This is a genomic window from Kribbella sp. NPDC056345 (genome assembly GCF_042262745.1).
Taxonomy (GTDB): domain Bacteria; phylum Actinomycetota; class Actinomycetes; order Propionibacteriales; family Kribbellaceae; genus Kribbella.
The window spans coordinates 95187-120898 of the sequence record NZ_JBHJQQ010000013.1; the positions used below are offsets into that span (position 1 = coordinate 95187).

The window sequence follows — 25712 nt, forward strand, 5'->3', positions numbered from 1 at the left end:
GTTGGCCCCCGCAAGCCCCTGGTCCGGGGTGGGGGTCAGGTGGCTTGCCAGAGGGAGAGGGCGAAGCGGGCTTGGGGGTCGGTCCACCAGGCGGTGGGGGTGAAGCCGGCTTCGGCCAGTTCGGTGGTTACTCGGTCGGGGCGGAACTTGGCGGAGATCTCGGTGTGGAGTTCCTCGCCTTCGGCGAAGTCGATCTCCAGGTGGACTTCGGGGATGAGCACGCGTTGGGGGCTGGTGGCTCGGAGGCGCATCTCGATCCACTCGTTGTCGGGGTCCCAGCGGGCTACGTGCTCGAAGGCGTCTACGTCGAAGTCTGCGCCGAGTTGGCGGTTGATCACGCGGAGCACGTTGCGGTTGAACTCGGCGGTCACGCCCTGGGCGTCGTCGTACGCCGCGATCAGGGTGGCTGGATCCTTGACCAGGTCGGTGCCGAGGAGGAGCCACTCGCCTGGCTCGAGGACGTCGCGGATCGAGCGGTAGAAGGTGGCGCGCTCGGCTGGTAACAGGTTGCCGATCGTGCCGCCGAGGAAGGCGACCAGTCGGGGCGAGTCGCCGGGTAGCTTGTCGAGGTGGGCGGTGAAGTCACCGACCACGCCGTGTACGTCGATCGTCGGGTAGTCGGCGTTGATCGCGTCCGCCGCCTCACGGAGCGCCGACTCGGAGACGTCCAGCGGGACGAACGTGGTGAGTGTGCCGTGGTCGCGGAGTCCGTCGAGCAGCAGGCGGGTCTTCTCCGACGAGCCGGACCCGAGCTCGACGAGGGTATGTGCCTTGGTCAGTTGGGCGATCTCGCGGCTGCGGGTCTGCAGGATCTCGCGCTCGGCGCGGGTCGGGTAGTACTCCGGGAGACGGGTGATCTCTTCGAACAGTTCACTGCCGCGGGCATCGTAGAACCATTTCGGCGGCAGCCATTTCGCGTCGGCGGTCAGTCCGGCGCGGACATCCTCGCGAAGGGTTCGAGCGGCATAGTCCGGCGTGAGATGTACGTCGATCTGGGTCACTGCGGTCCTTCCATCGGGGTGATGCTCACGGTGGTAGCGGTTGCCACGAGCAAGGATCGGTCGGGGACCTCGTCCCAGCGCCCGGTCCCGAACGGTTCCGAACTGACGGTGGTCGAGTCGGGCGTCCGGCGTACCCAGAGTGAATGTGTCCACGTGGTGGCGACGAGTTGTGTGCCGTCGGTGAGCAGCACGTTCAGCCGCGAGCCCGGTGCCGCCTGCTCCACCTCCTGTACGACGGACGCCACGGCCTCGCCGGCGTCGACCCCGGAGTGAAGGCGATGCGTGATCAGCGCCCACAACAACGCGGAGTCGACCGGTGCGCCGATTGTCAGCAGGTCCGCGACCGGCAACTGCTCAGCCAGCTTCACCGTCGACTCCGGCCACCCCGGAATGCGGCCGTTGTGGCTGAACAACCACTTCCCGGCACGGAACGGCGCCACCGCCGACTCGTCGTGCGGCATCCGATCTGTCCCGTTCCGTACGGCGGCGATCACCGCGCCGGAGGTGATTCCGTCGGCGAGGTCGCGGAGGTTGTCGTCCGTCCAGATCGGCACGTTCCGCCGGTAGCGGTGAGCAACCGGACCACCGGCGTACCAGCCGAGGCCGAAGCCGTCGGCGTTCACTGTGCCGCCGCCGCGCATGTCGTGGGGGGCCCAGGACTGCTCGTACAGGGAGTGTTCCGGGTCCAGCACGAGCGACGCCAGCGTCACGGGTGGGCCGAGGTAGGCGAGGTGGCGGCACATCAGGCGCGCAGCTCCTCAGGACGCGGATCGCGAGCGCAACGGAAACCGGCGAAGATCTGCCGGCGGATCGGGTAGTCCCAGTTCCGGAAGGTGCTACGGGCAACCACTTCGTCGGTGGCGAAGGAGCCGCCGCGGAGGATCTTGTACTCCGGCCCGAAGAAGACCAGCGAGTACTCGTCGTACGGGAACGCGCGGAAACCGGGGTACGGGCTGAAGTCGCTCGACGTCCATTCCCACAGATCACCGATCAGCTGCTCGACACCCAGCGGCGACGCACCGGCTGGGTAGGCACCGACGGGCGCCGGGCCGAGGTGCCGTTGGCCGAGGTTCGCGTGCTGCGGGCTCGGGCTCTCGTCACCCCACGGGAACCGTCGCGTCCGCCCGGTCGCCGGGTCGAACCGCGCCGCGAACTCCCACTCCTCCTCGGTCGGCAGCCGCTTGCCGGCCCACTTCGCATAGGCCTCCGCCTCGTAGAAGCAGACATGCATCACCGGCTCGTCCATCGGCAACTGCTCCCGCTTGCCGAACCGCAGCTGCCACCACTCGCCGTCCACAAGCTCCCAGAACCGCGGCCCGGCCAGCGACGCCTTCTGGACATGCGCCCAGCCTGCCTCGGACCACCACTGCGGATCCCGATACCCACCACCAGTCACGAACCGCAGGTAGTCCCCATTGCTCACCGGAACGGTGTCGATCACGTACGGCGCGACCCGGACCGCGTGCGCCGGCCGCTCGTTGTCCAGTGCCCACGGCTCGACCGACGTGCCCATTTCAAAGACGCCGCCGGGCACCAGCACCTCCGGAGCGGCCAGGCGTCGCCCGGGCGGTGGCGGTGGCGCATCAAGGACCGGTACGCCGCGCCGCAACTGGTGTGTCGCCAGCATCGTTTCGTCGTGCTGCTGCTCGTGCTGCACGATCATCCCGAACGCGAACCCGTTGTCGACCAGCTCCCGCCCACCGTCGAACTTCACGTGGTCGAGCACATCGAGCACCTTGTCCCGAACCTCTTCGACATACGCGCGCGTCTCCACCGGCCCCAGCAACGGCAGCGTCGGCCGATCCGCGCGCGGATGCATGAACGCGTCGTACAGCTCGTCGATGTCCTGTCGCAGCGGCTCGCGACCGCCGACGTCCCGGACCAGCCACAGCTCTTCCTGGTTGCCGATGTGCGCGTAGTCCCAGATCAGTGGTGACATCAGCTTCGAGTGCTGCTTCACCAGGTCGTCGGTGTCGACCGCATCAGCCAGCTGAGCAGTCCGCCGCCGCGACCGCTCCAACTGCTCCCCCACATACGCCCGCAGGCCCTCTTCGGTCAGATCGGAGAGTTGGTGCTGACTCATGATGCTCGCCTTCCGTGGGTGTCATCGACGATGCGCTGCAGCCGGGTTGCGACTGCAGTACGAAGCTCTGCAGTGACGCCGGTGCGGTCCAGCAGGTCGATGCCCAGGTCAACGACCTCGGCGGCTGCCTGCGCGACCGGCTTGTCGTTGAGTCCGTCTCGGGCGGCTGGAAACCAGCGGCCGGCGCCGGGCTCGGCCGCGGCCAGCACCTGGTCGATGCGGGCCGGGTCGGACATCAGGGCGCTGATCAGCAGGGTCGGGGCGATCCACCCGTCTCCCGGCTGCGTGTCCAGGTAGCGCACCTCCAGGTAGCCACGTGGCCGCACCGGCGGGAACAGCGTGGACAGGTGATACTCAAGGTCGTCGTACGTCGGTCTGTCGCCGGGCAACCGGCCATCGGCCCAGTCGCCGAAGGTCAGCCCGTCCGGTGCGATCCAGCTGTCGCCACGCCGCAGGCACAGCACCGGCGCCTCCATCGCCGTCCGGGCCCAGGCCGCAGCCGGGTCCCCGTCCAGCGGCGGTGGCTCGGTGAACGGCGCGCAGGTACCGAACGTGGCCTCGGTGCGCGCGGAGGCCCAGCCTGTGTCGGAGCCGGCCCGGTGCCGCGAGTTGGCAAACAGTGCGACCAGAGTCGGTCCGAGATCGTGCAGCGCGCGCCAGCGCAGTGCGGTCTGGTCCGCCTCACCGGCGTCGAGGCAGACCTGCAACCCCGCCGTACTGCACATCATCCGCGGGCCGTGCGGACCGACCCGCTCGAAGGCGTGCTCCATCGCCGCGTAGCGCGGGACGGTGAGAATGCGGCGCGGACTGCGGAACGCGTCCAGGCCGTGCTCGCCGAGGACCAGGCTCTCGGACTGCAACAACGCGGCCAGCTCGGCCGCGTCGGCGGCGGTGTCGTCGACCAGCTGCTGGATCGACGCAGAGGCGGGACCGGAGATCTCCACCTGGCCACCCGGCTCCACAGTGACCAGAGCACCCCGGCCCAATGGCAGCTGTGGGCTGCCGGGGACCAGGGTGGCGGGCGCGTGCACGCCCAGTGCCTTGCTCAACCGGCCGGCGTCGAGCGGCCGTCGCGGGTCCTCCGCGTGATGAACGGTCCACTCCAGCTCGACGCCGTGCAGCTGCGGAGGGCCGTGCTTGAAACAGACCATCGCGACGTATCCCTCAGCCTCGGCCCGGGAGCCGATCGGGGTCGTCGCCGGAGAACCGCCGGACGAGGTCACGTCAGCGACCGTAGCTCTCGCCGGGGGCCCGGACAACCAAGTCCGGATTACTCGTCGGTGACGCCTGCAGTCCGTAAGTCATGCCCCGAATCCTGCACGGCGCCACCGACACTTTACGAAACCCACCCCACCGCCCCGGTCTGGCATTTTCCTTACAGGGCTAGAAATTCCTGGTGGAAGCGCTTCAACAGGTCGCTGTACTCCTCGATGTCACGGGCCACCGTGGGCAGTGTCAGCACCGCCTCGTCGACCCCCACCTCGGCCAGCTCCGCGAGATCGCCCATGATCTGCTCGACACTGCCCTGGTACGGCGCGCGCTCGGCCGGCGCGACCCGGACGAATTCCCCACCGAGCGCGACAACGGCAATCGCCCGCACCGACTCCGGATCCCGCCCGTACTCCTCGGCCTGCTTCCGCAGCTCGGTCAGCGTCGTACCGATCTGTGCCGGCGGCACCATCACCGGCAACCAGCCGTCCGCCCGCCGAGCCACCCGGCTGAGCGCCCGCGGACCCCAGCCACCGAGGTAGACGGGGAGCTTGCCAACCGGCTTCGGACCGGTCTCGGCAGGCCACAGTTTGTAGCGCTCGTTCTCGAAGGAAACCGGGTCCGGGCCCCACACCGCGTCGGCCACGTCGAGGAACTCGTCCAGCGCGGCACCACGTTCCGCGAGCGGCCGCGGCGCCGCGACGGCGAACTCGTCGACCGACCAGCCGGTCCCGAACCCCGCGACCACCCGCCCACCGCTGGCAGCAGCGATCCCGGCCAGTGAGTTCGCGAGCCGGTAGGGCACGTGCAGCGGCGGCACGATAACCGCCGACCCGAGCCGGACCCGCGTGGTCACCGCGGCCGCCATGCTCATCGCGACCAGCGGATCGAGCACCTTGCGGTACCCGTCCGGCCAAGCGCCGTACGCGCCGAACCCGTGGACGCCGGTCTGGTCCTGCGGATAGAGGATCCGCTCGAACACCCAGACGCTGTCGTACCCGGCCTCCTCCGCCTCTCGCGCGGCCCGGGTCAGGGCGGTCTGCGGATCGAACTTCCAGTCCTGCGGCAGCGTGACGCCGAGCTTCACGGTCATCTCTCCTCATTGATCACAAGTCATTGATTGACGATCAACGAAAAGCTTACGCGAGTCCGCCGGAAAGCCAAGCGACCGGTCATCAGAGCAGAGCGAGTGCCGGACGCACGTCGAGCGACGGGTCCAGGGCCTGGGCACTGCGGAGGGCGCCGGCCAGGAGCGCGAGGAAGGCCTCCGTCATGGCCTCGACGGAGAACGGCGCGGTGTCGGTCGGTGGGCTCGTTGCCCGGCCACCCCGGAGCCACTCAGCGGCCAGTCCCTCAGCCGCGTCCGCGAAGGCGGCCAGCGCGACGGTGACAGCCGCGTTGCCGGTCGGCAGGTCCAGCCAGCCGGTCACAACGGAGATCGAGTACTCGCGGCGGGCAGCGAATGCTTCGTCGCGGCCCGAGGCGAGGATGAGGTTGAGGGCGGTGTCCGGGTTGGCGGCGACGAAGGCGAGGAACCGGCGGAAGCGCTGCCGGAGCCGGTCGCCCACCGCATCCACCACCAGCTCTGAGGACTCGGCAGCTTCCATCTGCCGGTAGACCGCGTCGACCGCGGCCACGTAGGCACCCTGCTTGCCCTGGAAGTGGTGTGACACCAGACCGTGAGCCACGCCGGCCGCACGGGCGATGCCGCCGACCGTGACCTCGTCGTACGGCCGCTGTGAGAACTCCGCCACGGCGGCCGCGAGCAGCTTCTGTTTCGTCTGCTCGGCGGCCGCCTGGCGAGCTGTCAGCCGGTTGTCAGTGGACACGGCTCGCAGGTTACTACGGGTACTTCACGCTCCCGCCCCAGTCGTTGTAGTGCCATCCGTTGTTCGGGTCACCGGGGACCCACCACCAGTGCGCCAGGGTGTTCGTCTTGCTCTGCGCGAAGTACTGGTGCTGGTTGCCGTAAGCGAAGCCGACCGGGTCGGAGTACACCTCGCCACCGCGGTCCTCCCACTGCACGATGCCCAGACCCTGGTCCCACCACCAGTGGTAGAGCGTGTTGTTCGGGCCCCGGGCAACGACGTGCTGCTGGGTGCCCGTCTTGAACGCTGACGGCGCTCCCACGAACTTGCCGGGCGCACCGCCCCACTTCACCCGGTTCAGACCGCTACCGGCGTCCCAGAACCAGTGGTACAGCTGGCCGTCGGCCGCCTGGGCGTACACGTGCTGCTGTCCGTTCCAGACGAACGTCGTCGGGTCGGAGTACGCCTCACCACCCCAGTCGGCGAAGTGCGGCTCGAACTCACCGCTCACCCACCACCAGTGGTACAGGTGGTTGTTCGCGCCCCGTGCGACCACATGCAGCTGGTTACCCCACACGTACGTCGACGGTGTGCCGACGATCGGCCCTGGCGCACCGGCCCACCGGTCAAGACGCAGCTGGCCATCAGCCGGGTCCCACCACCAGTGCTGCAGATCGGCCGACGACGACCGCGCGAAGATGTGCTGCTGCCCGGACCAGACGACCGCTGTGGGATCGCTGGCCGCGTCACCGCCCCAATCCGCGTAGTGCGGCGTCGTCTCCCCTTCGATCCACCACCAGTGCTGCAGCTTCCCGTTCAGACCGCGGGCCACCGCGTGCTGCTGGTTGTTCCAGGCGTACCCGCTGGTCTTCCCTGAGATCGGACCGCCGCCGAGGTCGTCGCGCTTGAGACCGGCCGCAGGACTCCAGTCGAAGCGCCCCATCGACCCAGTAGCTGTCGGCGCGAAGATCACCTGGTGGTCGTTCCACTGGTACGCCGTCGACCCCGGAATCACGTCACCCGGCTGCCCGGCGCCGTACGCCTCGATCTCGTCGACGAAGACACCGGACTGGTACTTGTTGTTCCGCTTCTTGTCGAGCGTCACCCGGATCCAGCGTGCGTTCACCGGCGCGAAGCCGAGGTCGTACCAGATGCTCGAGGCGCCGTTGACGAAACTCAGCCGGCCCCGTTCCCCGAAGTTCGCCCCGTCGTTGCTGGTCTCGACGGTGATCTGGTCCGGCCGGTAGTCCGGGTACTCCTGGTAGGCATGGAACCGGACGGTGCCGACGGCCTGCGAGTACCCCAGGTCGATGGTGACGGACGGCCGCACAGTGTCGCCGTCCTTCACAAGCTCGTAGCCGAAGCTCTTCCAGTCACCCCAGTTGTCGCTGAGCACCCCGTCCGTCGCCTCGGTCTTGGCATCGTCGGTGAACCGGCCCGACGGCGCGGTCCGCTCATACCTCTTGCCGCCCGCGATGTTCTGTTGCAGCAGGAGGTTGCCGGCCACCTGGAGGTCGAGCAGCTGGTACGGCGTCGCCCCAGCGCTGGAGGCGGTTGTCTCGACCCGCAGGTACCGCGCCTTCACGTTCAGACCGACGAAGTCGTCGCCACCGGGTTTGGCTTTGTCGTCGATCGGGTTGTCGGCCCGCGAGCCGGCCTCGGCCCACTTGGTCCCGTCGAACGAGGTCAGCACGCGGTACTTGCTCGCATGCGTCGTGCCCCACTTCAGCCGGACGCCGTCGACCTGCGCCTGCCGACCGAGGTCGACCTGGACCCAGTTCGTCCCGGTGCCCGAGGTCGGCTGCCAGCCCGTCGTACTGTCACCGTCGACGGCCTTGTTGGAGTCACCGCTCGACGCACTGCTCATCCGGTTCCGCGCAAGGTCCTTGGCCGGCACCGGCAGCCCAGCTGCGGCGTCGAGCGCGATCCGCCGTACCCGCTGCATGTAGTCGACGTCCGGCGTGTACGTGTCGCTCGCCTGCACCACACTGTTGGCCAGGTCGTGTGCCAGACCCGGATTGGTCTTGCCGAGCTTGTTGAGGACCTCCCAGTCCTCCATGCCGTCCCGCAGCGACTCGTAGCGCGTCGACGACTCGATGGTGTGGTTCGCCTTGTCGTACCACACGATGTGGGCGTCGCCCTTGACGTCCTGCTTGTCCAGCGGGGCCTGCCAGTTGCCGTAGGCCCAGTGCAGGTAGCCGGTGGCGCCCTTGTTGTAGGCCAGCCACATGGTCTGCCGCTGACTCCACTGGGGCTGGTCGATGAACCTGTTCAGGTGGTTGCCGGCCGGGATGTTGCAGTTGTAGAACCACAGCGGCTTGCCACCGCGCCGGTCGTCGTCGAACACGTTGCTGCCGTCCGCCTTGGTGGCATCCGTGTACGTGTGCAGGTTCGGGATCACGATGTCGGTGAGATCCGCGATGTGCTCCGCCTTGTCGTTGACCACCGCGTCACCGACCTTCGCCTCCGGCCAGTACTGGCGCAGCTTCGCGTGGATACCGTCCCAGCCTTCGGACCCCGCGCCCGGCTCATCGCCGATGTGGATCCAGGACTTGTCCTGCCAGCCCTTGTCGATCAGGTGCTGCCGCACCGCCGGGTAGAACTGCGCGTACCAGTTGTCCGCCGCCGGCGTGTTCCAGTAGGGGTAGTCGGGCACCGCCTGTGCCGGGTTCTTCGGAATCACCTCGGTCATGTACCGCGGGTACTCCGGGTTGTGCTCCTTGTTCTTCGGGCCGGCGCCGGTGAAGAGCTCGAGCGTGTGCACGACATCCTTGTCCAGGAAGCGCTGCGCGACCTCGTCGAACCTGCTCCAGTTGAAGGTGTACTTGCCATTGGCATCGACCGTGCTGCCGCCGTCACGGAGCAGACTGAGCAGTGGCAGCTGCAGGTTGTTCTGCCGGTACCGCTTCATGTACTCAGCCCAGTTGTCGATCAGCTGCCACCAGTCCGCCGAGTAGCGCTTGTACCCGTAGAACAGCTCGACGGTGTCACCGTCGCCCGGGTCCCACGACGTCAGGCCGAGGAAGTTCGTCCACATCACGTTGGTGAACTCGCTCTGGTCGGCAGGCGGGATCACCACGTTGCGGGCGTTGACGGTGATCGGCACCGACAGATCGCCGTTCGTCGTCTTCACGGTGGCCCGGCCGGTGTAGACACCACCAGCAGCCGTGGCAGGGACGTGCACGCGGACCCAGATCGACTGCGTCTGGCCGGCCGGTACGTCGAAGGACTGTGCGTTCAGCAACCGGTCCGGGTAGTCACCGGCTCCCTTCCGGACTGTTGGCCGCACGAAGCTGTCCGCATCCCAGCCGAGGACCGAGTTGTGGTTCAGGTAGTGGTAGCCGACCGGGTTGTAGCTGATCTCCGCGGCGGGGATCGAGTCCGACGGACCGGTCAGCGGTGTGAAGGCAACACTGGTGACGGTGAACGCCGCCGAGCCACGCAGCACGATCTGCGCACCCTCGTAGTCGTTCTTCGCCGTGTCGAGACGGATGTCGTCGCGGGCCTCCGGAGAGCGCCCACTGTCCTTGAAGACCGAGTTGTACGCCGTCTCGGTCCACATACCCGGAAGAGCACCGGCCGCCTCCCTTGCCTGTGCCATCGGCGCCAGGGCCGTCGATGTCACCAGAAGTGCGCCTGTCAGCACTGCACGTATCCACTGCATGCGGAACAGCCTCAGGGCCGATCCGGAACCGGGCAATCCTTTAGACGGAGGTGGTATAGACCATTCAGCGGAACCTGGGACAGGTGGTGCAGGCGTTCACCTTCGGCAGCACGTAGAAGTAGCAGCAGGACGTCCGCAGCTTCTGCTCCAGCGAGACGCCGAACGCCGCGGCCGCTTCATCGGTGTACGGCGCACTGCCCGGTAACCTCAGCGCGGACCGCACCTCGTCGTCGACTGCTCCGAACCGTTGCAGCGAACCGATCTTCACCTCGGGCCGATACGAGTCCAGAAACGCCTTGGCGTGCTGCTGAAGCTGCTCTGCCGCAGTCTGCACCGGCACGACGCGGTCGGACAGGAGCGCGACCTCAACCGGGTAGTGCGCCGTCGGATGCACGCGAAACGCCAGCGCCGCCGGGGAAACCTCTGGTGTGACACCTACCGCCGCACCGAGCACTCCGGCCACCAGGGCGGGCACCTGGACGTACCACATCAGCGTGAACATCGCTGCGACCTGAACCGGCGGATCGATGCCGTAATCACGCGCATAGTCGGCCGCTACCCGGCTACGCCACTCCAGCGTCGGATCACCACCGGCCTGCTGCTCGGCAACGACCTGCGCGCAGGACACCCACTCCGGTCCCGGTACGGCGTCCGCCGTCCGCACGGACAGCCAGTCGACCGAGTCGGCCAGGATGTCCACGAGGGAACGAACGGAGTGGGTCACCCAGCCAGCCTACGATCCGGAACCACCACAGGGGCTCCGCCGACCTCCACCACCGTGGCCTGCAGGCCGAACACCTCATCCAGCAGCCCTGCGGTCAGTACGTCGGCCGGTCGTCCCTGAGCCGCAATCGCGCCGGCGCCCATCACGACCAAGTGATCGGCGTACTGCGCGGCCAGCGTCAGATCGTGCAGCACGACCACCACGGTGCGACCGGAGGTGTGTGCTGCACCGTGGATGACGTTCATCACGTCCACTGCATGCGCCAGGTCCAGGTACGTCGTGGGCTCGTCCAGCAGCAGGTGTGCAGTCCCCTGGGCCAGCACCATGGCGATCCAGACTCGCTGCCGCTGTCCACCGGACAGCTGATCGACCGGCCGGTCCCGCAGCTCGGTCAGCTCGACGGCAGCCAAGGCCTCGTCGATCGCTGAGTCATCCTCAGAGGTCAGCCGCCCGAAGAGTCCGCGGTGCGGATGCCGGCCACGCGACACCAACTCGGCGGCGGTGATGCCTTCCGGTGTCACCGGTCCCTGCGGCAGTACGCCGAGTCGCCGTGCCAGCTCACGAGCAGGCAGCTTGTGGATGTCCTCGCCGTCCAGCAAGACCTGCCCGCTCTGTGGAGGCATCAACCTGCTCATGCCGCGCAGCAGTGTGGACTTGCCGGACCCGTTCGGTCCGACGATCGCCGTCAACCGCCCGGCCGGCACCTCCAGCGTCAACCCAGTCACGACTGGCGCATCTGCGCCGTACGCGAGGGTGAGGTTCTCGACGTGCACTAGTGGCCTCCGTTCGGTCTCAGTGCGTCGGCTCCGGTGTCCAGGTGGGTGCATCGCAAGGCGGAGGGAGCCCTCGATGCGGGGTTCATCGTGGGCTTCCGACAACGCAGCGAGGCGCCCGGCTGGGCGCCGGAGACGGCGTGCGGAGACCGAATGGCGGCCACTCTAGCGTCCCTTCTGCTGACGGCCGATCAAATGAAGCAGGTATGGCGCTCCGGCCGCGGCAGTGAGCACACCGACGGGCAATTCGTACGGTCCGAAGTGGAGCCAGCCCAGACCGTTTCGTGCGAGCAGATCAGCCAGTACGACGAACACTGCGCCCAGCAACGCGGTTGTCACTAGTGGCGGCCGCTCCATCCGGGTGAGCCGCAGTGCGACCTGCGGAGCCACTAAAGCGACGAAAGCGATCGGACCGGCAGCTGCAGTCGCCATGGCGGCCAGTACGGTCGCCACGATCAACAGGAGCAGCCGGATGCGAGCCACGCGCACACCGAGTGAGGACGCCACGTCGTCACCGAGCACCATGGCCGACAGGTCGCGGTTGAACATGATTGCTACCGGCAACAGCACCACCACGGCGATCAGCACCGGCACGGCATCGCTCCACTCGCGTGAGTTGAGCGAACCGGCCAGCCAGGCCGCAGCCCGGCCGGCGTCGTTCACATCACCGATCACCAGCATCCAGGCGACCAGGGAGTTCGCAGCGGCCGCAATACCGACCCCGATCAACACCACCCGGCCACCGTCGACCTGTCCGCGCTGGATCGACAGTGCGCCCACGATCACGGTGGCGAGGAGTCCGCCGAGTACGGCGGCCAATGGGATCCCGACCTGGCCCGCGAACCCCGAGATGTTGCCACCGCCACTCCCGGCCAGCACGATCACCGCAACTGCTCCGGCCGACGCCCCCGAGTTCACCCCGACGATGTCCGGACTGGCCAACGCGTTGCGGGACAGGGTTTGCAGCAGTGCACCGGACACGGCGAAGGCGATCCCGACCAGCAGTCCGGTGGCGACTCGGGGCAGTCGCAGATCCAGCACGATCAGTCGTTGCCCACGGCGACCACCACCGAGCAGTACGTCGATTACGTCGGCGACCGGGACCTTCGACGTACCGATGCTCAACGACAGCAGGGCTACAGCGACTGCCAATGCCGCGAAGAGCAGGCTCAGCACGACAGTGCGGGACTTCACAGCACCACCGCCCGGCGGCGAACCACCAGCACGAACAGCGGCGCACCGACGATGCCGAGCACCACACCGGCCTGCACCTCACCGGCGCCGCCGACCAACCGGCCGACCAGGTCTGCGAGCACCATGGCGCTCGCACCGACCAGTCCGGCACCCGGGATCAGCCAGGTGTTGCGGGAACCGAAGATCTGCCGAGCCACATGGCCGGACAGCAAGCCCAGGAAGCCGATCGGGCCACAGGCGGCCACTCCGGCCGCAGTGAGCAAGCCGATCGCGCCCAGTCCGATCAGGCGAGCTCTGGGGATCGACAGCCCGAGTCCCGCAGCCACATCGTCACCGAGCGCCAGCAGGTCGAGATCACGTGCGTTGACTGCAGCAAGTGCCAGACCGACTACGGCGAACGGCAATACCTGGCCGGCAACGTCCAGCCCACGTCCTGCTACCGATCCGACCGCCCAGAAGCGATAACTGTCCAGGGTGGTGCTGTCCAGCAGCACGATCGCCGAGGTCATCGCACCGAGTAGCGCGGCGACTGCGGCACCCGTCAGCGCCAGCCCGACCGGAGTGGCACCACTCCCCCGCGACGCCAGCCGCTGCACGCCGTACGTCGCCAGTAACGCACCCGCGAGTGCTAGCCACACTGTCTCCCCGACAGACTCGACCACTCCGATTTGTAGTCCGAGGACTACAGCGAACGCAGCTCCCGCGCTGACCCCGAAGATGCCGGGCTCGGCGAGCGCATTGCGAGTGTGGCCTTGCATCAGAGCCCCGGCGACACCGAGGCAGAGACCGATGAGGACGGCAACGATCGTGCGGGGCGCCCGCAGGCTGCGGATGATCACGTCCGGGTCTGAGCCGTCGTTCGCCGACAGTGCGTGCCAGAGCGCGCCCGGACCGAGCCAGCGCGACCCGAAAGCCAAGCTGGCAACGAAGACCAGCGCGAGTATGACGATCAGCACTACCAGGAACACTGTGCGCCGAGCAGGGGACGACATAGGTTAGCGTTGCCTTACTTGTCAGAGGTCGTCAGTCACCTTACGCGACCCCATGTCCCACCAGGAGAGACCCGTGCGCCTGCACCGCATTACCGCCCTGTTCGCCGTCACCGCGCTGGCCCTGACCGGCTGTGGCTCGTCGGACGACGGCAAGACCCCGGAGGCGTCCGGCTCCTCGGCGACCGGCTTCCCGCGCACGGTCGAGCACGCGATGGGCAAGACCGAGATCCCGGCCAAGCCGAAGCGGGTCGTCGCCCTGGACGCGAGTTTCGTGGACGCCACGCTGATCCTGGACACCCCGGTGGTCGGCTACACCGACTACCGCAGCATCAAGGACAAGCTGCCGGAGTACCTCGGTGCCGACCGCGACACGCTCGGTAAGGACGCCCAGGCGGTCGGCACCCTGGCCGAGCCGAACCTGGAGAAGATCGCCGACCTGGATCCGGACCTGATCATCACCGCCAAGGTCCGGCACGAGAAGCTCTACGAGCAGCTGTCGAAGATCGCGCCGACGATCATGTCGGCGACCACCGGGCCGACCTGGAAGGACAACATCCGGCTCGAAGGCAAGGCGCTCGGCGAGGAAGCCCTGGCCGAGAAGGAGATCTCGTCGTACGAGACTGCGGCCAAGGCGGTCGGGACCGCGATCAACGCCAAGGCTCAGAACCCGACCATCTCGGTCGTCCGCTTCCTCGACGGCCCGACCCGGCTCTACCAGAAGGCGACCTTCTCCGGCATCGTCCTGAAGGACGCCGGCCTGGCCCGGCCGAAGTCGCAGGACGTCGACGGGTTTGCCCTGGAGATCGGCCCGGAGCGGATCAAGGATGCCGACGCGGACGCGATCTTCGTGACCACGTTCGCCGACGACAAGGGCGTGGGCGCGAAGACGGCCGGCGAATTCAAGGCGAACCCGCTCTGGAAGCCGCTCGCCCCGAAGGTGCACGAGGTCCCGGACCTGACCTGGATGACCGCCGTCGGCCTGCAGGGCGCCTGGGTCATCCTCACCGACCTCGCCAAGACCTTCGGTGTGGATGCACCGGTCAAGGCGTGACTCGATAGGGTCGGTGTTGTGACTGTTCTGACTCGGTGGCATGTCGGGCCGTGGACCACTCGGGGGACACTGCCGGGCATGCCACTCGAGCCAGGGCGGAAGCGCACCCCGGACGAGCTGAACTTCGACATCGTCGGCCTGGCTCGCATCCTGGGCCGGCGACTGTCCGGCCGGGACGAGCTCCAGGTCCGCCTCTGGCAGAACGAGCTCCGCCCGACCCACACCCGGCAGTGCGGTGTCCACACGCTCGCCGACCCGGAGCTGCTTCAACAGACCGCTGACGAAGCTCTGGCCTGGCTGGCCGAGCGGGCGCCCGCTGGCTACGAGTTCGTCCGCACCGACGCCGTTGAGCTGCGTCCACTGCTGGATCTGACCGCACCGGTCGTGGCTGTCGACGCTGTGATCCAGCTGGCCGACACACACCTCCCGGCCGCCCGGCTCGCCGCCTCCCATGTACGGCGAGGCTGGTACGCCGGGGATGCGGTCTGCAACTGGTCGGGTCCGCATGAAACCGCCGAGGCCGCGGTGAGCGTCGTACAGGCTGCTCGGGCTGAGCTGGTCGAGCAGCTCACCGCCGCCGGTCGTGACGACCTCGCGGCGACCGCACCGCGCTGGCCGGCCGTGCCGGTCAGCTGAAGCTGGCGACGAAGTACCCGACCCCGTACGGCGCCGCGTCGTACAAGAGCTCACCCCGCAGCTCACCCAGCGCACCAGCCAGCACCTGCCAAGGCGCCCGCCCAGCCGCTTGCAACTCAGCCGCCAGCTCCGGATCCAGCGCAGCCAGTACGTCGGCATCCGCCGCAGCGAGCGCCTTGGCGACCGTACTGTCGAACACCTCAGCCAGCGGATGCAGGTGCACCGGCGAATGCTCACTCCGCCGCGGAGCCCCATCTCCCATCACCAGCAACCCAACCCGCTGGTCCCCCTGACCAATCCCCCGCCCGAGCTCGAGGCAAGCGGCCGGAGCAGTCACAGGATCAACCGCCCGGTAGCTGCGCGGCAGGCCGGCCGCCTTCGACTGCTCCAGCAGCCACCCCCCAATCGCCAACGAAAGCGGCAACACCGCAGGCCCGTCCCCGAACCGGACGGACGGGGCGCCGTACGCCCCAAACCCCCCACCCGCCGACCCGCCGTAGACGACACCCAACAGAGCGTCGTGGGCGGCACCCGCATCTCCCGGGCCGAGCGGTGGGGCTGTCGGATCGATGCCGACGGAGTCGGCGAGCACGCGGGCTGCTGCGCGGCGCGACTCCTCACCCCCCGAACCACGGTGGCTTCCGGCCGGCGCTGAGCCCACGACCAGGATCTCGTCTGCGGTTGCCAGGTGGTCGACTGCGGTTAGGCAGGCAGCGCGTAGTTCGTCTAGGTCGGGGGCGGCGCCGGTGGCTACTTCGGGGACCAGGAGGGGTGGGTGGGGGCAGACAGCGGCGGTGACTACGGGCACTTCAGGACTCCCGGAGGTAGCGGAAGAAGAGGTAGTCGTCGGAGGCGGTGAGGAGGGTGGCGAGTTTGAGTTGGCGGGTGAGGGTGGTGGGGAGGCCGGCGGTGATGCGGCCGGAGCCGGGGCCGGCCAGGAGGGGGGCCAGGGCCAGGCAGAGTTCGTCGACCAGGTCGGCGATGGTCAGGGCACCCAGCAGGTGGGGGCCGCCTTCGCAGAGGATCTGCGGCATGCCGCGGCCGGCCAGCTCCTGGAGGACGGCGGTGAGGTCGACTTCGGCGGCACCGAGGACGACCAGGTCGGCGACCTCGGCCAGGGCTTCGCGGCGGTCGGGCGGGGAGGCTTCGTGGGTGATGACGATCGGGCGCTCGGCGGACTGGAAGACCGGGTTCACCGGGCTCAGTTCGAGGCGGGAGGAGACGATCGCGAGGGTCGGGTTCTCGGGCAGCCCTTGAGCGGTTCGCCAGGAGCGGCTGGCGGCGGACAACCGGAGGGGCCGGTAGCCCTCGTCGCGAATCGTGCCGGCCCCGACCAGGACGACATCGGCCAGCCGGCGGATCATGCTGAAGACCCGGCTGTCGGAGTCGCTCGACAACGCCTTGGACTGGCCGTCGATCTCGACCGCGCCGTCCAGGCTGCTGACGAAGTTCGCCCGCAGGTGCGGGACCGATCGGTCCTCGACCCGGTAGACGCCGATCAGGTCGTCGTCCGACAGTTCGTCCAGCTGCTGCATCAGGCCAGGCTCCTTCGGGTTCCGGCGGGCTGGGCTGTCCCGCGCAGTACGGCGATCAGGTCGAGCGCCTGCCGCGCGGCCGGTACGTCGTGCACCCGGAACACCCGGGCCCCGAGCCACGCCGAGATGCTCAACGCGGCCAGCGTCCCGTTCCCCCGCCGGCCCGGTGGCAGCTCGAGCGTTTCGCCGATGAAGTCCTTGTTCGACACGGCAACGAGCACCGGCCACCCGGTCGCGGCCAGCTCGTCCAGCCGGCGCGTCAGTTCGAGTGACTGCAGGGTGTTCTTGCCGAAGTCATGCGTCGGGTCGATCAGAATCCCGTCCCGCCGCACCCCGGCGGCAACCGCGCGATCGGCCAGGCGGGTCGTCGTACTGATCACGTCCGCGACCACGTCGTCGTACGCCATCCGGTGTGGGTCGGTGCGCGGGGAGAGTCCGCCGACGTGACTGCAGACGAGACCCGCGCCGAACTCGGCCGCGGCATACACGAGATCGGGATCGGACCCGGACCACGTGTCGTTGAGCAGGTCGGCCCCGGCCTCGACCACGCGGCGCGCGACCCCGCTGCGATACGTGTCCACGCTGATCACCAGCGACGGGTGCCGCTCCCGGATACCGGCCACGAAATCGACCGTCCGCCGCAGCTCCTCGTCCTCGCTGACCGGTTCGCCGTACCCGGCCTTCACGCCGCCGATGTCGACCAGATCGGCACCGTCGGCCACCGCCTGGTCGATCGCCGCGTACGCCGCGTCGGTCGCGAACGTCGCGCCCCGGTCGAAGAACGAGTCCGGAGTCCGGTTCACGATCGCCATCACCGCGAACTCGCCGACCCCGAAGGTGCGCTGACCCAGCCGGAGTTCCACGGCTCCGACTGTATCGGGCGGACCCCCAGGCCATCACAACTGCCACGTCGCGCCCGGTTCCCCGCGTGCCGACCACCGGCGACCCCGATTGTGATGGCCTGCAGATCCGGACCCCCTGCCGAAGCTGCCACATATCCTATAGGATCCGTCCTGACAGACCGCCCTCCGCACCAGATCGGGTCACTCCATGGCACGTTTCACCGAGTTAGAGACGTACGACGTCCGCTTCCCCACCTCGCTGGACCTGGACGGCTCCGACGCGATGAACACCGACCCGGACTACTCGGCGGCGTACCTGATCCTGCGGACCGATGCCGGTGACGGGCTCGAAGGGCACGGGTTCGCGTTCACGATCGGCCGCGGGAACGACGTCCAGACCGCCGCCATCGAGGCGCTGCGGGACCACGTCGTCGGGCTCGACCTGGACGCGACGCTGAACGACCTCGGCGCCTTCTGGAAGTCGCTGGTACACGACTCGCAGCTGCGCTGGCTGGGCCCCGAGAAGGGCGTCATGCACATGGCGATCGGCGCGGTCGTCAACGCGGTCTGGGACCTGGCCGCCAAACGGGCCGGCGTCCCGCTCTGGAAGTTGCTGTCCGATCTGACACCCGAGCAGATCGTCGGCCTGATCGACTTCCGCTACCTGACCGACGCACTCACTCCGGACGAGGCGCTGGAGATCCTGCGCAAGGCCCAGGCCGGCCGGGGCGAGCGCGAGGCGCTCCTGCGTGAGCGCGGATACCCGGCGTACACGACGACTCCGGGCTGGCTCGGGTACGACGACGCGAAGCTCGTCCGGCTCTGCCACGACGCGGTCGCCGACGGGTTCACCCAGATCAAGCTCAAGGTCGGCGCGAACCTCGACGACGACATCCGCCGGATGCGGCTGGCCCGCGAGGCCGTCGGCCCGGACATCCGGATCGCGATCGACGCCAACCAGCGCTGGGACGTCGCCGACGCGATCCGCTGGATCGAGGCCCTCGCGCCGTACGACGTCTGGTGGGTCGAGGAGCCGACCAGCCCGGACGACATCCTCGGGCACGCGACCATCGCGAAGGCGATCGCCCCGACCCGCGTCGCCACCGGCGAACACGTCCAGAACCGGGTGGTCTTCAAGCAGATGCTGCAGGCCGGATCACTGTCCGTGCTGCAGCTCGACAGCGCCCGCGTCGCCGGGGTGAACGAGAACATCGCGATCCTCCTGCTGGCCGCGAAGTTCGGCGTACCGGTGTGTCCGCACGCGGGTGGGGTAGGACTGTGTGAGCTGGTCCAGCACCTGTCGATGTTCGACTACGTGGCGGTCAGCGGGTCGGTCGAGGACCGCGTGATCGAGTACGTCGACCACCTGCACGAGCACTTCCTGGACCCGGTCGTGATCCGGGCCGGGCACTACGTGGCACCGGTGAAGCCGGGGTTCGGCGCCGAGATGGATGCCGAGACGCTGACCGACTTCCGGTACCCGGGTGGCAAGATCTGGAACGATCTGACGAAGGAGAACCAGTGAGCGACTTTGACGGTCTGCGGGCCGTGGTCACCGGTGGCGCATCGGGTCTCGGGCTCGCGGCCGCCACTCTGCTGGCCGCTCGCGGCGCGCGGGTGGCCGTGTTCGACCTCAAGCCCGACGTTCCGGAGCCGCTGACCGGGATCGCCGCCGATGTCACCGACGACGCCTCGGTGCGGTCCGCGGTCGCTGCGGCCGCGCTGAAACTCGGCGGGATCGACATCGTGGTGAACAACGCCGGGATCGGAGCCCAGGGCAACGTTGCGGCCAACGACGACGACGAGTGGCACCGCGTATTCGACGTCAACGTGGTCGGTATCGCCCGGGTCACCCGCGCCGCACTGCCGTACCTGCGCAAGTCGTCGGCGGCCGCGATCGTCAACACCTGCTCGATCGCCGCCACCGCCGGCCTGCCGAACCGCGCCCTGTACTCCGCGAGCAAGGGCGCCGTACTGGCCCTGACGATGGCGATGGCCGCCGACCATGTCCGCGAAGGCATCCGGGTGAACTGCGTGAACCCGGGCACCGCGGACACCCCCTGGGTCGGCCGCCTGCTCGACGCCGCTGCCGACCCGGAGGCCGAGCGGGCCGCCCTCGAAGCCCGGCAGCCGATGGGCCGCCTGGTGTCGGCCGAGGAGGTCGCGCTGGCGATCGCGTACCTGGCCAGTCCACTGGCCGGATCAACCACCGGTACGGCGATCGCCGTGGACGGTGGCATGCAGAATCTGCGCCTGCCGGCAGCTCGCTCATGAAGATCTTCGGCGACGATCGCACGATCGGACTGGGTGGTGCGCCGCTGGCCGGGTTGCGGACCGAGGTGAGCGAGGCCGATGCGGTCGCCACCGTGAACGCGGCCTGGGACGCGGGCTGGCGGTTCTTCGACACCGCGCCGCACTACGGGCTCGGGCTGGCCGAAGAGCGGCTCGGGCTGGGGCTCGCGGGCAAGCCTCGCGACGAGTACGTGCTGTCTTCGAAGGTCGGCCGGATCATCTACGAGGCCGATACCGAGGCACCGGACGGCGAAGGCTTCGCGGTCGTCAGCAAGCGCCGCCGCCGCTTCGACTACAGCCGGGACGGGGTGCTGCGCAGTATCGAGGACTCGCTGCGCCGGATCGGTACCGACCGGCTCGACATCGTCTTCGTGCACGACCCGGACGACCACTACGACGAAGCCGTCGGGACCGCCTTCCCCGCGCTGATCGAGCTGCGAGAACAAGGTGTCATCGGAGCGATCGGTTCCGGGATGAACCAGAGCGCGATGCTCACCCGGTTCGTCACCGAGATCGATCTCGACGTGATCATGCTGGCCGGCCGCTATTCGCTCATCGACCCGGACGGGCTGGACGACGTACTGCCCGCCTGCCTGGCGAACGACGTACAGGTGATTGCCGTCGGTGTCTTCAACTCCGGCCTGCTCTCGCAGCCGCGGCCCGCGGTGGACGCGACCTTCAACTACGCCCCGGCCGACGCGGCGTTGATCGCCAAGGCGAACCAGCTGGCCGATGTGTGCGAGTCGCACGGCGTCACCCTGCCCGCGGCCGCACTGGCCTTCCCGCGCTTCCATCCCGCGGTTGCCGGTATCGCAGTCGGCTGCCGGAACGCGGACGAGGTGCAGGTGAATGCAGCGCTGGATCAGGCGCAGGTCCCGGCCGCGCTCTGGTCGGACCTGAAGTCGGCCGGCCTGTTGCGCGCGGACGCCCCGACCGGCTGACGCGACACCGCCGTACGGACCCAGCGCCACGCCGCGGCGGCGATCGTACGGCGCGGCTCGGGCGCACGCCGGGTGGGCGCGTCCGGACCGGCCTGCGAGTGCCGGATGCCGTCCCTGACCTGGCTGGTGGCGATGATCACGCTCAGAGCTTCCATGGTTCTTCTCCTGCTCGGAGCCTTCGGCGAAGGCCTTCACGGAGTACGTCGGAGCCGGTCGCCGGTTCATGACATCGGCTAAGTTGCCGAGCATGGAGCTGAATGTGGATGCTGATCTGGCGGCGCGGCGGATCGCGGTGATCCAGGAGCACATGGACACCGAGGTGACGCAGGAGTTCGACCTGACCCTGGCGACGTTCGACGGGCATCCGTTGTACGAGATCGTGCCGACCGGGCAGCGGTTCGACGGTGCCGAGCAGGTGATGGCGTACTACACGCTGACCCGGACGGCGTTCCCGGACCAGCGGCACGACAACGTGCGGTTCCATGCGGCGGCCGACTCGGTGATCGTCGAGTTCGACCTCCTCGGGACGAACCTCGGCGACTTCTACGGCCTGCCGCCGACGGGGAAGGCGTTCCGCGTGCCGGTGATCGCGGTCTTCTTCTTCACCGGCGACCGCATCACCCTGGAACGCGTCTACTTCGACACCGCCTCCCTGCTACTGCAGATCGGCCGCCCCGAACTCCTCACCGCACCCCGCTGACACGACCGCACCAACACGAACGGATATCCGTCCGTGTTGTCCCTTCTCCCCTCGTATACGACCGGAGAAGGGACAACAGGAGGGGTTATCCGTTCATATTGCCCTGGGTGGGGAGGACGGCAGACGGTCGGGGCGGAGGTCGAGGCGGCGGAGGAGTTGGGCGTTGAGGGCTACCACGATGGTGGAGATCGACATCAGCAGGGCGCCGACGGCGGGTGAGACGAGGATGCCGGCGAAGGCCAGTACGCCGGCGGCCAGTGGGACCGTGATCACGTTGTAGCCGGTCGCCCAGACGAGGTTCTGCCACATCTTGCGGTAGCTCGCGCGGGACAGGTCGATGACCGACAGGACAGCCCGTGGGTCGTCGGCGGCCAGCACGACACCGGCCGACTCGATCGCCACGTCCGTACCGGCTCCGATCGCGATCCCGACCTCGGCTCGCGCCAGCGCGGGTGCGTCGTTCACGCCGTCACCGACCATGGCCACCTTCAGCCCGCGGGCCTGCAGCTCGCTCACCTTGGCATCCTTGTCGCCCGGCAGCACCTCGGCGAACACCTCGTCGATACCCAGCTCGCTCGCCACCGCGTCGGCCACTTGATGCGCATCCCCGGTGATCATCGCGACCCGGACACCCCGCTTGTGCAGCGCATCCACAGCCTGCCGCGACTCCTCCCGAACCGCATCCGCCAGCGCGATCGCTCCCACGACCTGCCGATCCTTCAATACCTGCAAGACGGCCGCACCCTGCGCCTTCCACTCGGCCACGTGCGCCTCGAGCTCGGCCGGTTCGGCCACGCCGTACTCACGCAGCAACGCCGGTCCACCCACCGCCACTTCGTTGCCATCGACAACCGCCTGTACGCCGCGCCCGGTCAGCGAGGTGAATTCGCTCGCCACCAGCCGACCGTGGGCCGCGTCAGATCCAGCCGGCACTCGCTCCGCGGCGGCGCGGACGATTGCTCGGGCCAACGGGTGCTCACTGTCACTCTCGACCGCGGCCGCCAGCTCCAGAAGCTCGCCCTCGGAAACGCCATTCACCGGCGCGAGGCCGATGACCGCGGGCTCACCCTTGGTCAGCGTGCCGGTCTTGTCGAACAGGACGACGTCGACAGTCCGCATCCGCTCCAGCGCCAGCCGGTTCTTCACCAGTACGCCGGCCTTCGCCGCGCGCTCGGTGGAGATCGCGATCACCAGCGGGATCGCGAGGCCGAGGGCGTGCGGGCAGGCGATGACGAGCACGGTCACCGTGCGTGTGACGGCCTGATCGAGCTCGCCGAGCAACGTCCACACCACGAAGGTGATCAGCCCGGCGATCGACGCGAAGTAGAACAGGAACGCCGCCGCCCGATCGGCCAGCGCCTGCGCCCGCGACGACGAGGCCTGCGCTTCGGCAACCAACCGCTGGATACCGGCCAGCGCGGTGTCGTCGCCGACTGCGGTGATCTCGACGCGCAATGCGTTGTCGGTGGCAACGGTTCCGGCGACGACCGAGTCTCCGACGTTTCTCGACACCGGCCGCGACTCCCCGGTGATCATCGACTCGTCGACCTCGGCCTGCCCCTCGACCACAGTCCCGTCCGCCGGCACCCGCCCGCCGGACCGAACCAGTACGACGTCGCCCGTCTGCAACTCGTGGATTGACACCGCGACCACGCCGTCGGCGGTCACCTTCTCGGCCTCGTCCGGCAGCAGCGCGGCCAGCGCATCGAGCGCTCCGGACGCGGCGCCGAGCGCACGCATCTCCAGCCAGTGCCCGAGCAGCATGATCACGATCAGCAGCGCGAGCTCCCACCAGAAGTCGAGATCGAAGCCACCGATCTCCAAGGTGGTGATCCACGACGCGACGAACGCGACCGTGATCGCCATCGAGATCAGCAGCATCATCCCCGGCCGCCGCGACTTGAGTTCGCCCCAGCCGCCGGTCAGGAACGGGCGCCCGCCGTACAGGAAGATCACCGTCCCGAGCACCGGCGCGACCCACCTCGACCCGGGGAACTCGGGCGGCATGTACCCGAGCAGGTCGGCGAACATCTCGCTGAAGAACACCACCGGCACCGACAGCCCCAAGCTGATCCAGAACCGGTCCTTGAACTGCGCCGCATGATCCCCGTGCCCGGAGTGCTCCATCCCCCCGGAATGCCCGGCATGCCCTGCCCGCTCAACGTGTCCCACGTGCTCATCCATACCCCGCACCATACCCCCCTAGGGTATGTCCTTCAACCCCCACCCCAGCCCACAACAAACCCCACTCGAGAGAGATGTCCCTTGAGCCAGGTGTGCCGGCGAGGCGGGAGCACGCCCACCGACCTGGAGGCCCGGCTCGCGGCCGCCACCTGGCAGGGCGGCGTGATGAGCACGCCCACCGACGTGGTGGCGAGGGCGGTAGCCGTCGCTGGGCGGGGCCGAGCGGGGCGGGCGGTGAGCACGCATGCGGACGTGGGGCCAGGGTGGTGTCCGTCGCCGGGCGGGGCTGTGAGCACGCCCACCGACGTGGAGGCCAGGGTCGTGGCCCCCGCCTGGCAGGGCGGCGCGGTGAGCACGCCCGCCGGGGTGGTGAGCGTGCCTGCCGTGGCGGCGGGGGGTGGTTAGAGGGGGTCGATGGTTTCGAGGGTGGTGGGGGTTTGTTCTAGCCAGCGGGTGATGCCTATGTCGCGGAGGAAGGGGAGGTCGTGGCTGGCGATTATCAGGGCGCCTTGGTAGGAGGCGAGGGCGTCTTTGAGTTGGGCGACGCTGGCCAGGTCCAGGTTGTTGGTGGGCTCGTCGAGCATCAGCAGCTGCGGTGGGGGCTCGGCCAGCAGGAGGGCGGCCAGGGTTGCGCGGAAGCGTTCGCCGCCGGACAGGGTGCTGACCAGTTGGTCTGCGGCGCGGCCGCGGAAGAGGAAGCGGGCCAGGCGCGAGCGGCGTTCCTGGTTTTCGTGGCCGGGGGCAAGCAATGCCACGTTGTCCACGATCGACAGGTCGTCGCGTAGCAGGTCAAGCCGTTGGGGCAGGTACCGGAACGGGACTGCTGGCAACGCCTCACTCGTGATCGAGTGCAGGAGCGTTGTCTTGCCTGCGCCGTTCGGCCCGGTCAACGCGATCCGCTCCGGACCGCGGATCTCCAGGTCGACGAGCGCTCCTGTCCGCAACGAGTGTTCCTCGAGGCGCAGTACGACGCGTCCGGCCGGTACGGCGGTCTTCGGCAGATCGACGCGGATCGTCTCGTCGTCATGGACCTTCGCCTCGGCATCGGCCAGCGCGTCCTGCGCCGACTCCAGCCGGTCGGAATGCATGCCGATGTGTTTCGCCGCCGACACCTGAGCATTGCGCTTCAGATTGCCGGCCACGATCTTCGGGATGCCGCCCTTCTCGAAGGCCCGCTGACCACGTGCCTGCCGCTGGTCGGACTTCATCCGGGCCTCGATCAGGTCCTTCTTCTGCTTGCGCAGATCCGACTCGGCCGCCCGCACCATCCGCTCGGCCGCCTCCTGCTCGATCGCGACCGCCTCCTCGTACGCCGACAGGTTGCCGCCGTACCAGGTGACGTCACCCTTGCGGAGATCGCCGATCTGGTCGACCCGGTCGAGCAGATCGCGGTCATGGCTGACGATCAGCAACGAACCCCGGAACTGCTCGACAGCGTCGTACAAATGCCGTCGCGCGCGCAGGTCGAGGTTGTTGGTCGGCTCGTCGAGCAGCAGTACGTCGGGACGTCGCAGCAGCTCCGCGGCCAGGCCGAGCAGGATCGTCTCGCCACCGGACAGCTCGCCGACCGACCGATCGAGGCCGATCGAGCCCAGACCGAGCTTGCCGAGCAACGCCTCGGCCCGCTCCTCGGCGTCCCACTCGTCGCCGACGGCCGCGAAGTTCTCCTCCGAGGCGTCGCCGGACTCGATCGCGGTGATGGCGCGCCGGATCGCGTCGATACCGAGCGCCTGGTCGACCCGCAACGCGGTGTCCAGGGTGAGGTCCTGCGGCAGGTAGCCGAGCTCGCCGTTGACCCGGATCGTCCCGCGCTGCGGGGTGAGCCGGCCGGCGATCAGGCGAAGCAGCGTCGACTTGCCGGTGCCGTTGCGCCCGACCAAGCCGGAGCGCACCGGGCCGGCGACGAAGCTGAGCCCGTCGAACAGCACGTCGCCGTCGGGCCAGGCGAAAAAGAGATCAGTACAGGACAGGGAATGGCTCATCAGGTGCTCCCAGAGGTCTTCAAGGAGACCGCACAGCTCCCGAGAACCGGGCAGCGGTCATCAACAGTCGAAGGAAGACCTCAGATGCGCAACCTGCACCC

General features: G+C 68.6%; 23 protein-coding genes. 6 read left to right on the plus strand and 17 right to left on the minus strand.

The annotated features are described in order from the left end of the window. Positions 1-35 precede the first annotated feature (35 nt). The 11 genes from egtD to ACFCV3_RS34450 form a co-directional block, all read right to left on the minus strand. Entirely contained in the window at positions 36-1001 is a 966-nt protein-coding gene (gene egtD, locus ACFCV3_RS34400) for an L-histidine N(alpha)-methyltransferase (RefSeq protein WP_376037397.1), read from the minus strand. Continuing rightward, positions 998-1744 carry an ergothioneine biosynthesis protein EgtC gene (gene egtC, locus ACFCV3_RS34405; RefSeq protein ID WP_376037400.1) on the minus strand — a complete coding sequence of 249 codons (747 nt, stop codon included), beginning with the start codon at positions 1742-1744 and terminating at the stop codon, positions 998-1000. The genes egtD and egtC overlap by 4 nt, the downstream gene beginning before the upstream one ends. After that, a complete protein-coding gene (egtB, locus tag ACFCV3_RS34410) occupies positions 1744-3084 on the minus strand; it encodes an ergothioneine biosynthesis protein EgtB (RefSeq protein WP_376037403.1) in 1341 nt (446 codons plus the stop codon). The genes egtC and egtB overlap by 1 nt, the downstream gene beginning before the upstream one ends. After that, entirely contained in the window at positions 3081-4307 is a 1227-nt protein-coding gene (locus tag ACFCV3_RS34415) for a glutamate-cysteine ligase family protein (protein ID WP_376037404.1), read from the minus strand. The genes egtB and ACFCV3_RS34415 overlap by 4 nt, the downstream gene beginning before the upstream one ends. A 152-nt stretch (positions 4308-4459) precedes the next feature. Further along, positions 4460-5386 carry a TIGR03619 family F420-dependent LLM class oxidoreductase gene (locus ACFCV3_RS34420; protein WP_376037406.1) on the minus strand — a complete coding sequence of 309 codons (927 nt, stop codon included), beginning with the start codon at positions 5384-5386 and terminating at the stop codon, positions 4460-4462. Between the two features lie 82 nt (positions 5387-5468). After that, complete coding sequence (locus ACFCV3_RS34425; RefSeq protein ID WP_376037408.1) at positions 5469-6122, minus strand: TetR/AcrR family transcriptional regulator; 654 nt, start codon at positions 6120-6122, stop codon at positions 5469-5471. Between the two features lie 13 nt (positions 6123-6135). After that, positions 6136-9765 (minus strand): glycoside hydrolase domain-containing protein, encoded by a 3630-nt coding sequence (locus ACFCV3_RS34430; RefSeq protein WP_376037411.1) that lies wholly within the window; start codon positions 9763-9765, stop codon positions 6136-6138. Positions 9766-9829: 64 nt separating this feature from the next. Then, complete coding sequence (locus tag ACFCV3_RS34435) at positions 9830-10489, minus strand: (2Fe-2S)-binding protein (RefSeq protein ID WP_376037413.1); 660 nt, start codon at positions 10487-10489, stop codon at positions 9830-9832. Beyond that, positions 10486-11262 (minus strand): ABC transporter ATP-binding protein, encoded by a 777-nt coding sequence (locus ACFCV3_RS34440; protein WP_376037416.1) that lies wholly within the window; start codon positions 11260-11262, stop codon positions 10486-10488. Before ACFCV3_RS34440 ends, ACFCV3_RS34435 begins: the two co-directional genes overlap by 4 nt. Positions 11263-11427: 165 nt before the next feature. After that, the gene (locus ACFCV3_RS34445; RefSeq protein ID WP_376037419.1) at positions 11428-12456 is read right to left on the minus strand and encodes a FecCD family ABC transporter permease; all 1029 of its coding nucleotides are present in this window, start codon (positions 12454-12456) and stop codon (positions 11428-11430) included. Then, positions 12453-13412, minus strand: a complete 960-nt coding sequence (locus tag ACFCV3_RS34450; RefSeq protein ID WP_376037422.1) for a FecCD family ABC transporter permease — start codon at positions 13410-13412, stop codon at positions 12453-12455. The genes ACFCV3_RS34445 and ACFCV3_RS34450 overlap by 4 nt, the downstream gene beginning before the upstream one ends. A gap of 109 nt (positions 13413-13521) precedes the next feature. On the opposite strand from ACFCV3_RS34450, the gene ACFCV3_RS34455 reads away from it, so the two are divergent. Together ACFCV3_RS34455 and ACFCV3_RS34460 are read left to right on the plus strand one after the other, a co-directional pair. Then, complete coding sequence (locus ACFCV3_RS34455) at positions 13522-14499, plus strand: ABC transporter substrate-binding protein (protein ID WP_376037424.1); 978 nt, start codon at positions 13522-13524, stop codon at positions 14497-14499. 78 nt (positions 14500-14577) lie between these two features. Continuing rightward, the gene (locus ACFCV3_RS34460; RefSeq protein ID WP_376037427.1) at positions 14578-15135 is read left to right on the plus strand and encodes a hypothetical protein; all 558 of its coding nucleotides are present in this window, start codon (positions 14578-14580) and stop codon (positions 15133-15135) included. Here ACFCV3_RS34460 and ACFCV3_RS34465 read toward each other — a convergent pair. The 3 genes from ACFCV3_RS34465 to folP are packed head-to-tail and all read right to left on the minus strand — an operon-like array spanning position 15128 to position 17533. Next, positions 15128-15943, minus strand: coding sequence for a hypothetical protein (locus ACFCV3_RS34465; RefSeq protein ID WP_376037430.1), 816 nt, complete (start codon positions 15941-15943; stop codon positions 15128-15130). The two genes, ACFCV3_RS34460 and ACFCV3_RS34465, sit on opposite strands and share 8 nt — an antisense overlap. 1 nt (position 15944) lies before the next feature. Then, positions 15945-16670 (minus strand): pyrimidine reductase family protein, encoded by a 726-nt coding sequence (locus ACFCV3_RS34470; RefSeq protein ID WP_376037433.1) that lies wholly within the window; start codon positions 16668-16670, stop codon positions 15945-15947. Beyond that, positions 16670-17533, minus strand: coding sequence for a dihydropteroate synthase (gene folP / locus ACFCV3_RS34475; RefSeq protein WP_376037435.1), 864 nt, complete (start codon positions 17531-17533; stop codon positions 16670-16672). Before folP ends, ACFCV3_RS34470 begins: the two co-directional genes overlap by 1 nt. Positions 17534-17720: 187 nt before the next feature. Between folP and ACFCV3_RS34480 the strand changes: the two genes are divergently transcribed. From ACFCV3_RS34480 to ACFCV3_RS34490, 3 genes are read left to right on the plus strand one after another with little or no spacing between them, the layout of a single operon-like run. Beyond that, positions 17721-19037, plus strand: a complete 1317-nt coding sequence (locus tag ACFCV3_RS34480; RefSeq protein WP_376037437.1) for an L-fuconate dehydratase — start codon at positions 17721-17723, stop codon at positions 19035-19037. Beyond that, the gene (locus ACFCV3_RS34485; RefSeq protein ID WP_376037439.1) at positions 19034-19786 is read left to right on the plus strand and encodes an SDR family NAD(P)-dependent oxidoreductase; all 753 of its coding nucleotides are present in this window, start codon (positions 19034-19036) and stop codon (positions 19784-19786) included. Before ACFCV3_RS34480 ends, ACFCV3_RS34485 begins: the two co-directional genes overlap by 4 nt. Further along, positions 19783-20745, plus strand: a complete 963-nt coding sequence (locus ACFCV3_RS34490; RefSeq protein WP_376037442.1) for an aldo/keto reductase — start codon at positions 19783-19785, stop codon at positions 20743-20745. Before ACFCV3_RS34485 ends, ACFCV3_RS34490 begins: the two co-directional genes overlap by 4 nt. Here ACFCV3_RS34490 and ACFCV3_RS34495 read toward each other — a convergent pair. Further along, positions 20667-20900, minus strand: a complete 234-nt coding sequence (locus ACFCV3_RS34495) for a hypothetical protein (protein ID WP_376037445.1) — start codon at positions 20898-20900, stop codon at positions 20667-20669. The two genes, ACFCV3_RS34490 and ACFCV3_RS34495, sit on opposite strands and share 79 nt — an antisense overlap. Positions 20901-20992: 92 nt before the next feature. Between ACFCV3_RS34495 and ACFCV3_RS34500 the strand changes: the two genes are divergently transcribed. After that, positions 20993-21445, plus strand: a complete 453-nt coding sequence (locus ACFCV3_RS34500; protein ID WP_376037447.1) for an ester cyclase — start codon at positions 20993-20995, stop codon at positions 21443-21445. Positions 21446-21538: 93 nt separating this feature from the next. On the opposite strand, the gene ACFCV3_RS34505 is transcribed toward ACFCV3_RS34500, so the two are convergent. Then, entirely contained in the window at positions 21539-23629 is a 2091-nt protein-coding gene (locus ACFCV3_RS34505) for a heavy metal translocating P-type ATPase (RefSeq protein ID WP_376037449.1), read from the minus strand. Between the two features lie 401 nt (positions 23630-24030). Beyond that, positions 24031-25611 carry an ABC-F family ATP-binding cassette domain-containing protein gene (locus tag ACFCV3_RS34510; RefSeq protein ID WP_376037452.1) on the minus strand — a complete coding sequence of 527 codons (1581 nt, stop codon included), beginning with the start codon at positions 25609-25611 and terminating at the stop codon, positions 24031-24033. Positions 25612-25712: the final 101 nt, after the last annotated feature.

Bases quoted from the DNA above. Each gene is read 5' to 3' on its own strand.
- egtC (WP_376037400.1), bottom strand. From the start codon at position 1,744: ATGTGCCGCCACCTCGCCTACCTCGGCCCACCCGTGACGCTGGCGTCG.
- egtB (WP_376037403.1), bottom strand. From the start codon at position 3,084: ATGAGTCAGCACCAACTCTCCGATCTGACCGAAGAGGGCCTGCGGGCG.
- ACFCV3_RS34420 (WP_376037406.1), bottom strand. From the start codon at position 5,386: ATGACCGTGAAGCTCGGCGTCACGCTGCCGCAGGACTGGAAGTTCGAT.
- ACFCV3_RS34430 (WP_376037411.1), bottom strand. From the start codon at position 9,765: ATGCAGTGGATACGTGCAGTGCTGACAGGCGCACTTCTGGTGACATCG.
- ACFCV3_RS34460 (WP_376037427.1), top strand. From the start codon at position 14,578: ATGCCACTCGAGCCAGGGCGGAAGCGCACCCCGGACGAGCTGAACTTC.
- ACFCV3_RS34470 (WP_376037433.1), bottom strand. From the start codon at position 16,670: ATGCAGCAGCTGGACGAACTGTCGGACGACGACCTGATCGGCGTCTAC.
- ACFCV3_RS34480 (WP_376037437.1), top strand. From the start codon at position 17,721: ATGGCACGTTTCACCGAGTTAGAGACGTACGACGTCCGCTTCCCCACC.
- ACFCV3_RS34490 (WP_376037442.1), top strand. From the start codon at position 19,783: ATGAAGATCTTCGGCGACGATCGCACGATCGGACTGGGTGGTGCGCCG.
- ACFCV3_RS34495 (WP_376037445.1), bottom strand. From the start codon at position 20,900: ATGGAAGCTCTGAGCGTGATCATCGCCACCAGCCAGGTCAGGGACGGC.
- ACFCV3_RS34500 (WP_376037447.1), top strand. From the start codon at position 20,993: ATGGAGCTGAATGTGGATGCTGATCTGGCGGCGCGGCGGATCGCGGTG.
- ACFCV3_RS34505 (WP_376037449.1), bottom strand. From the start codon at position 23,629: ATGGATGAGCACGTGGGACACGTTGAGCGGGCAGGGCATGCCGGGCAT.
- ACFCV3_RS34510 (WP_376037452.1), bottom strand. From the start codon at position 25,611: ATGAGCCATTCCCTGTCCTGTACTGATCTCTTTTTCGCCTGGCCCGAC.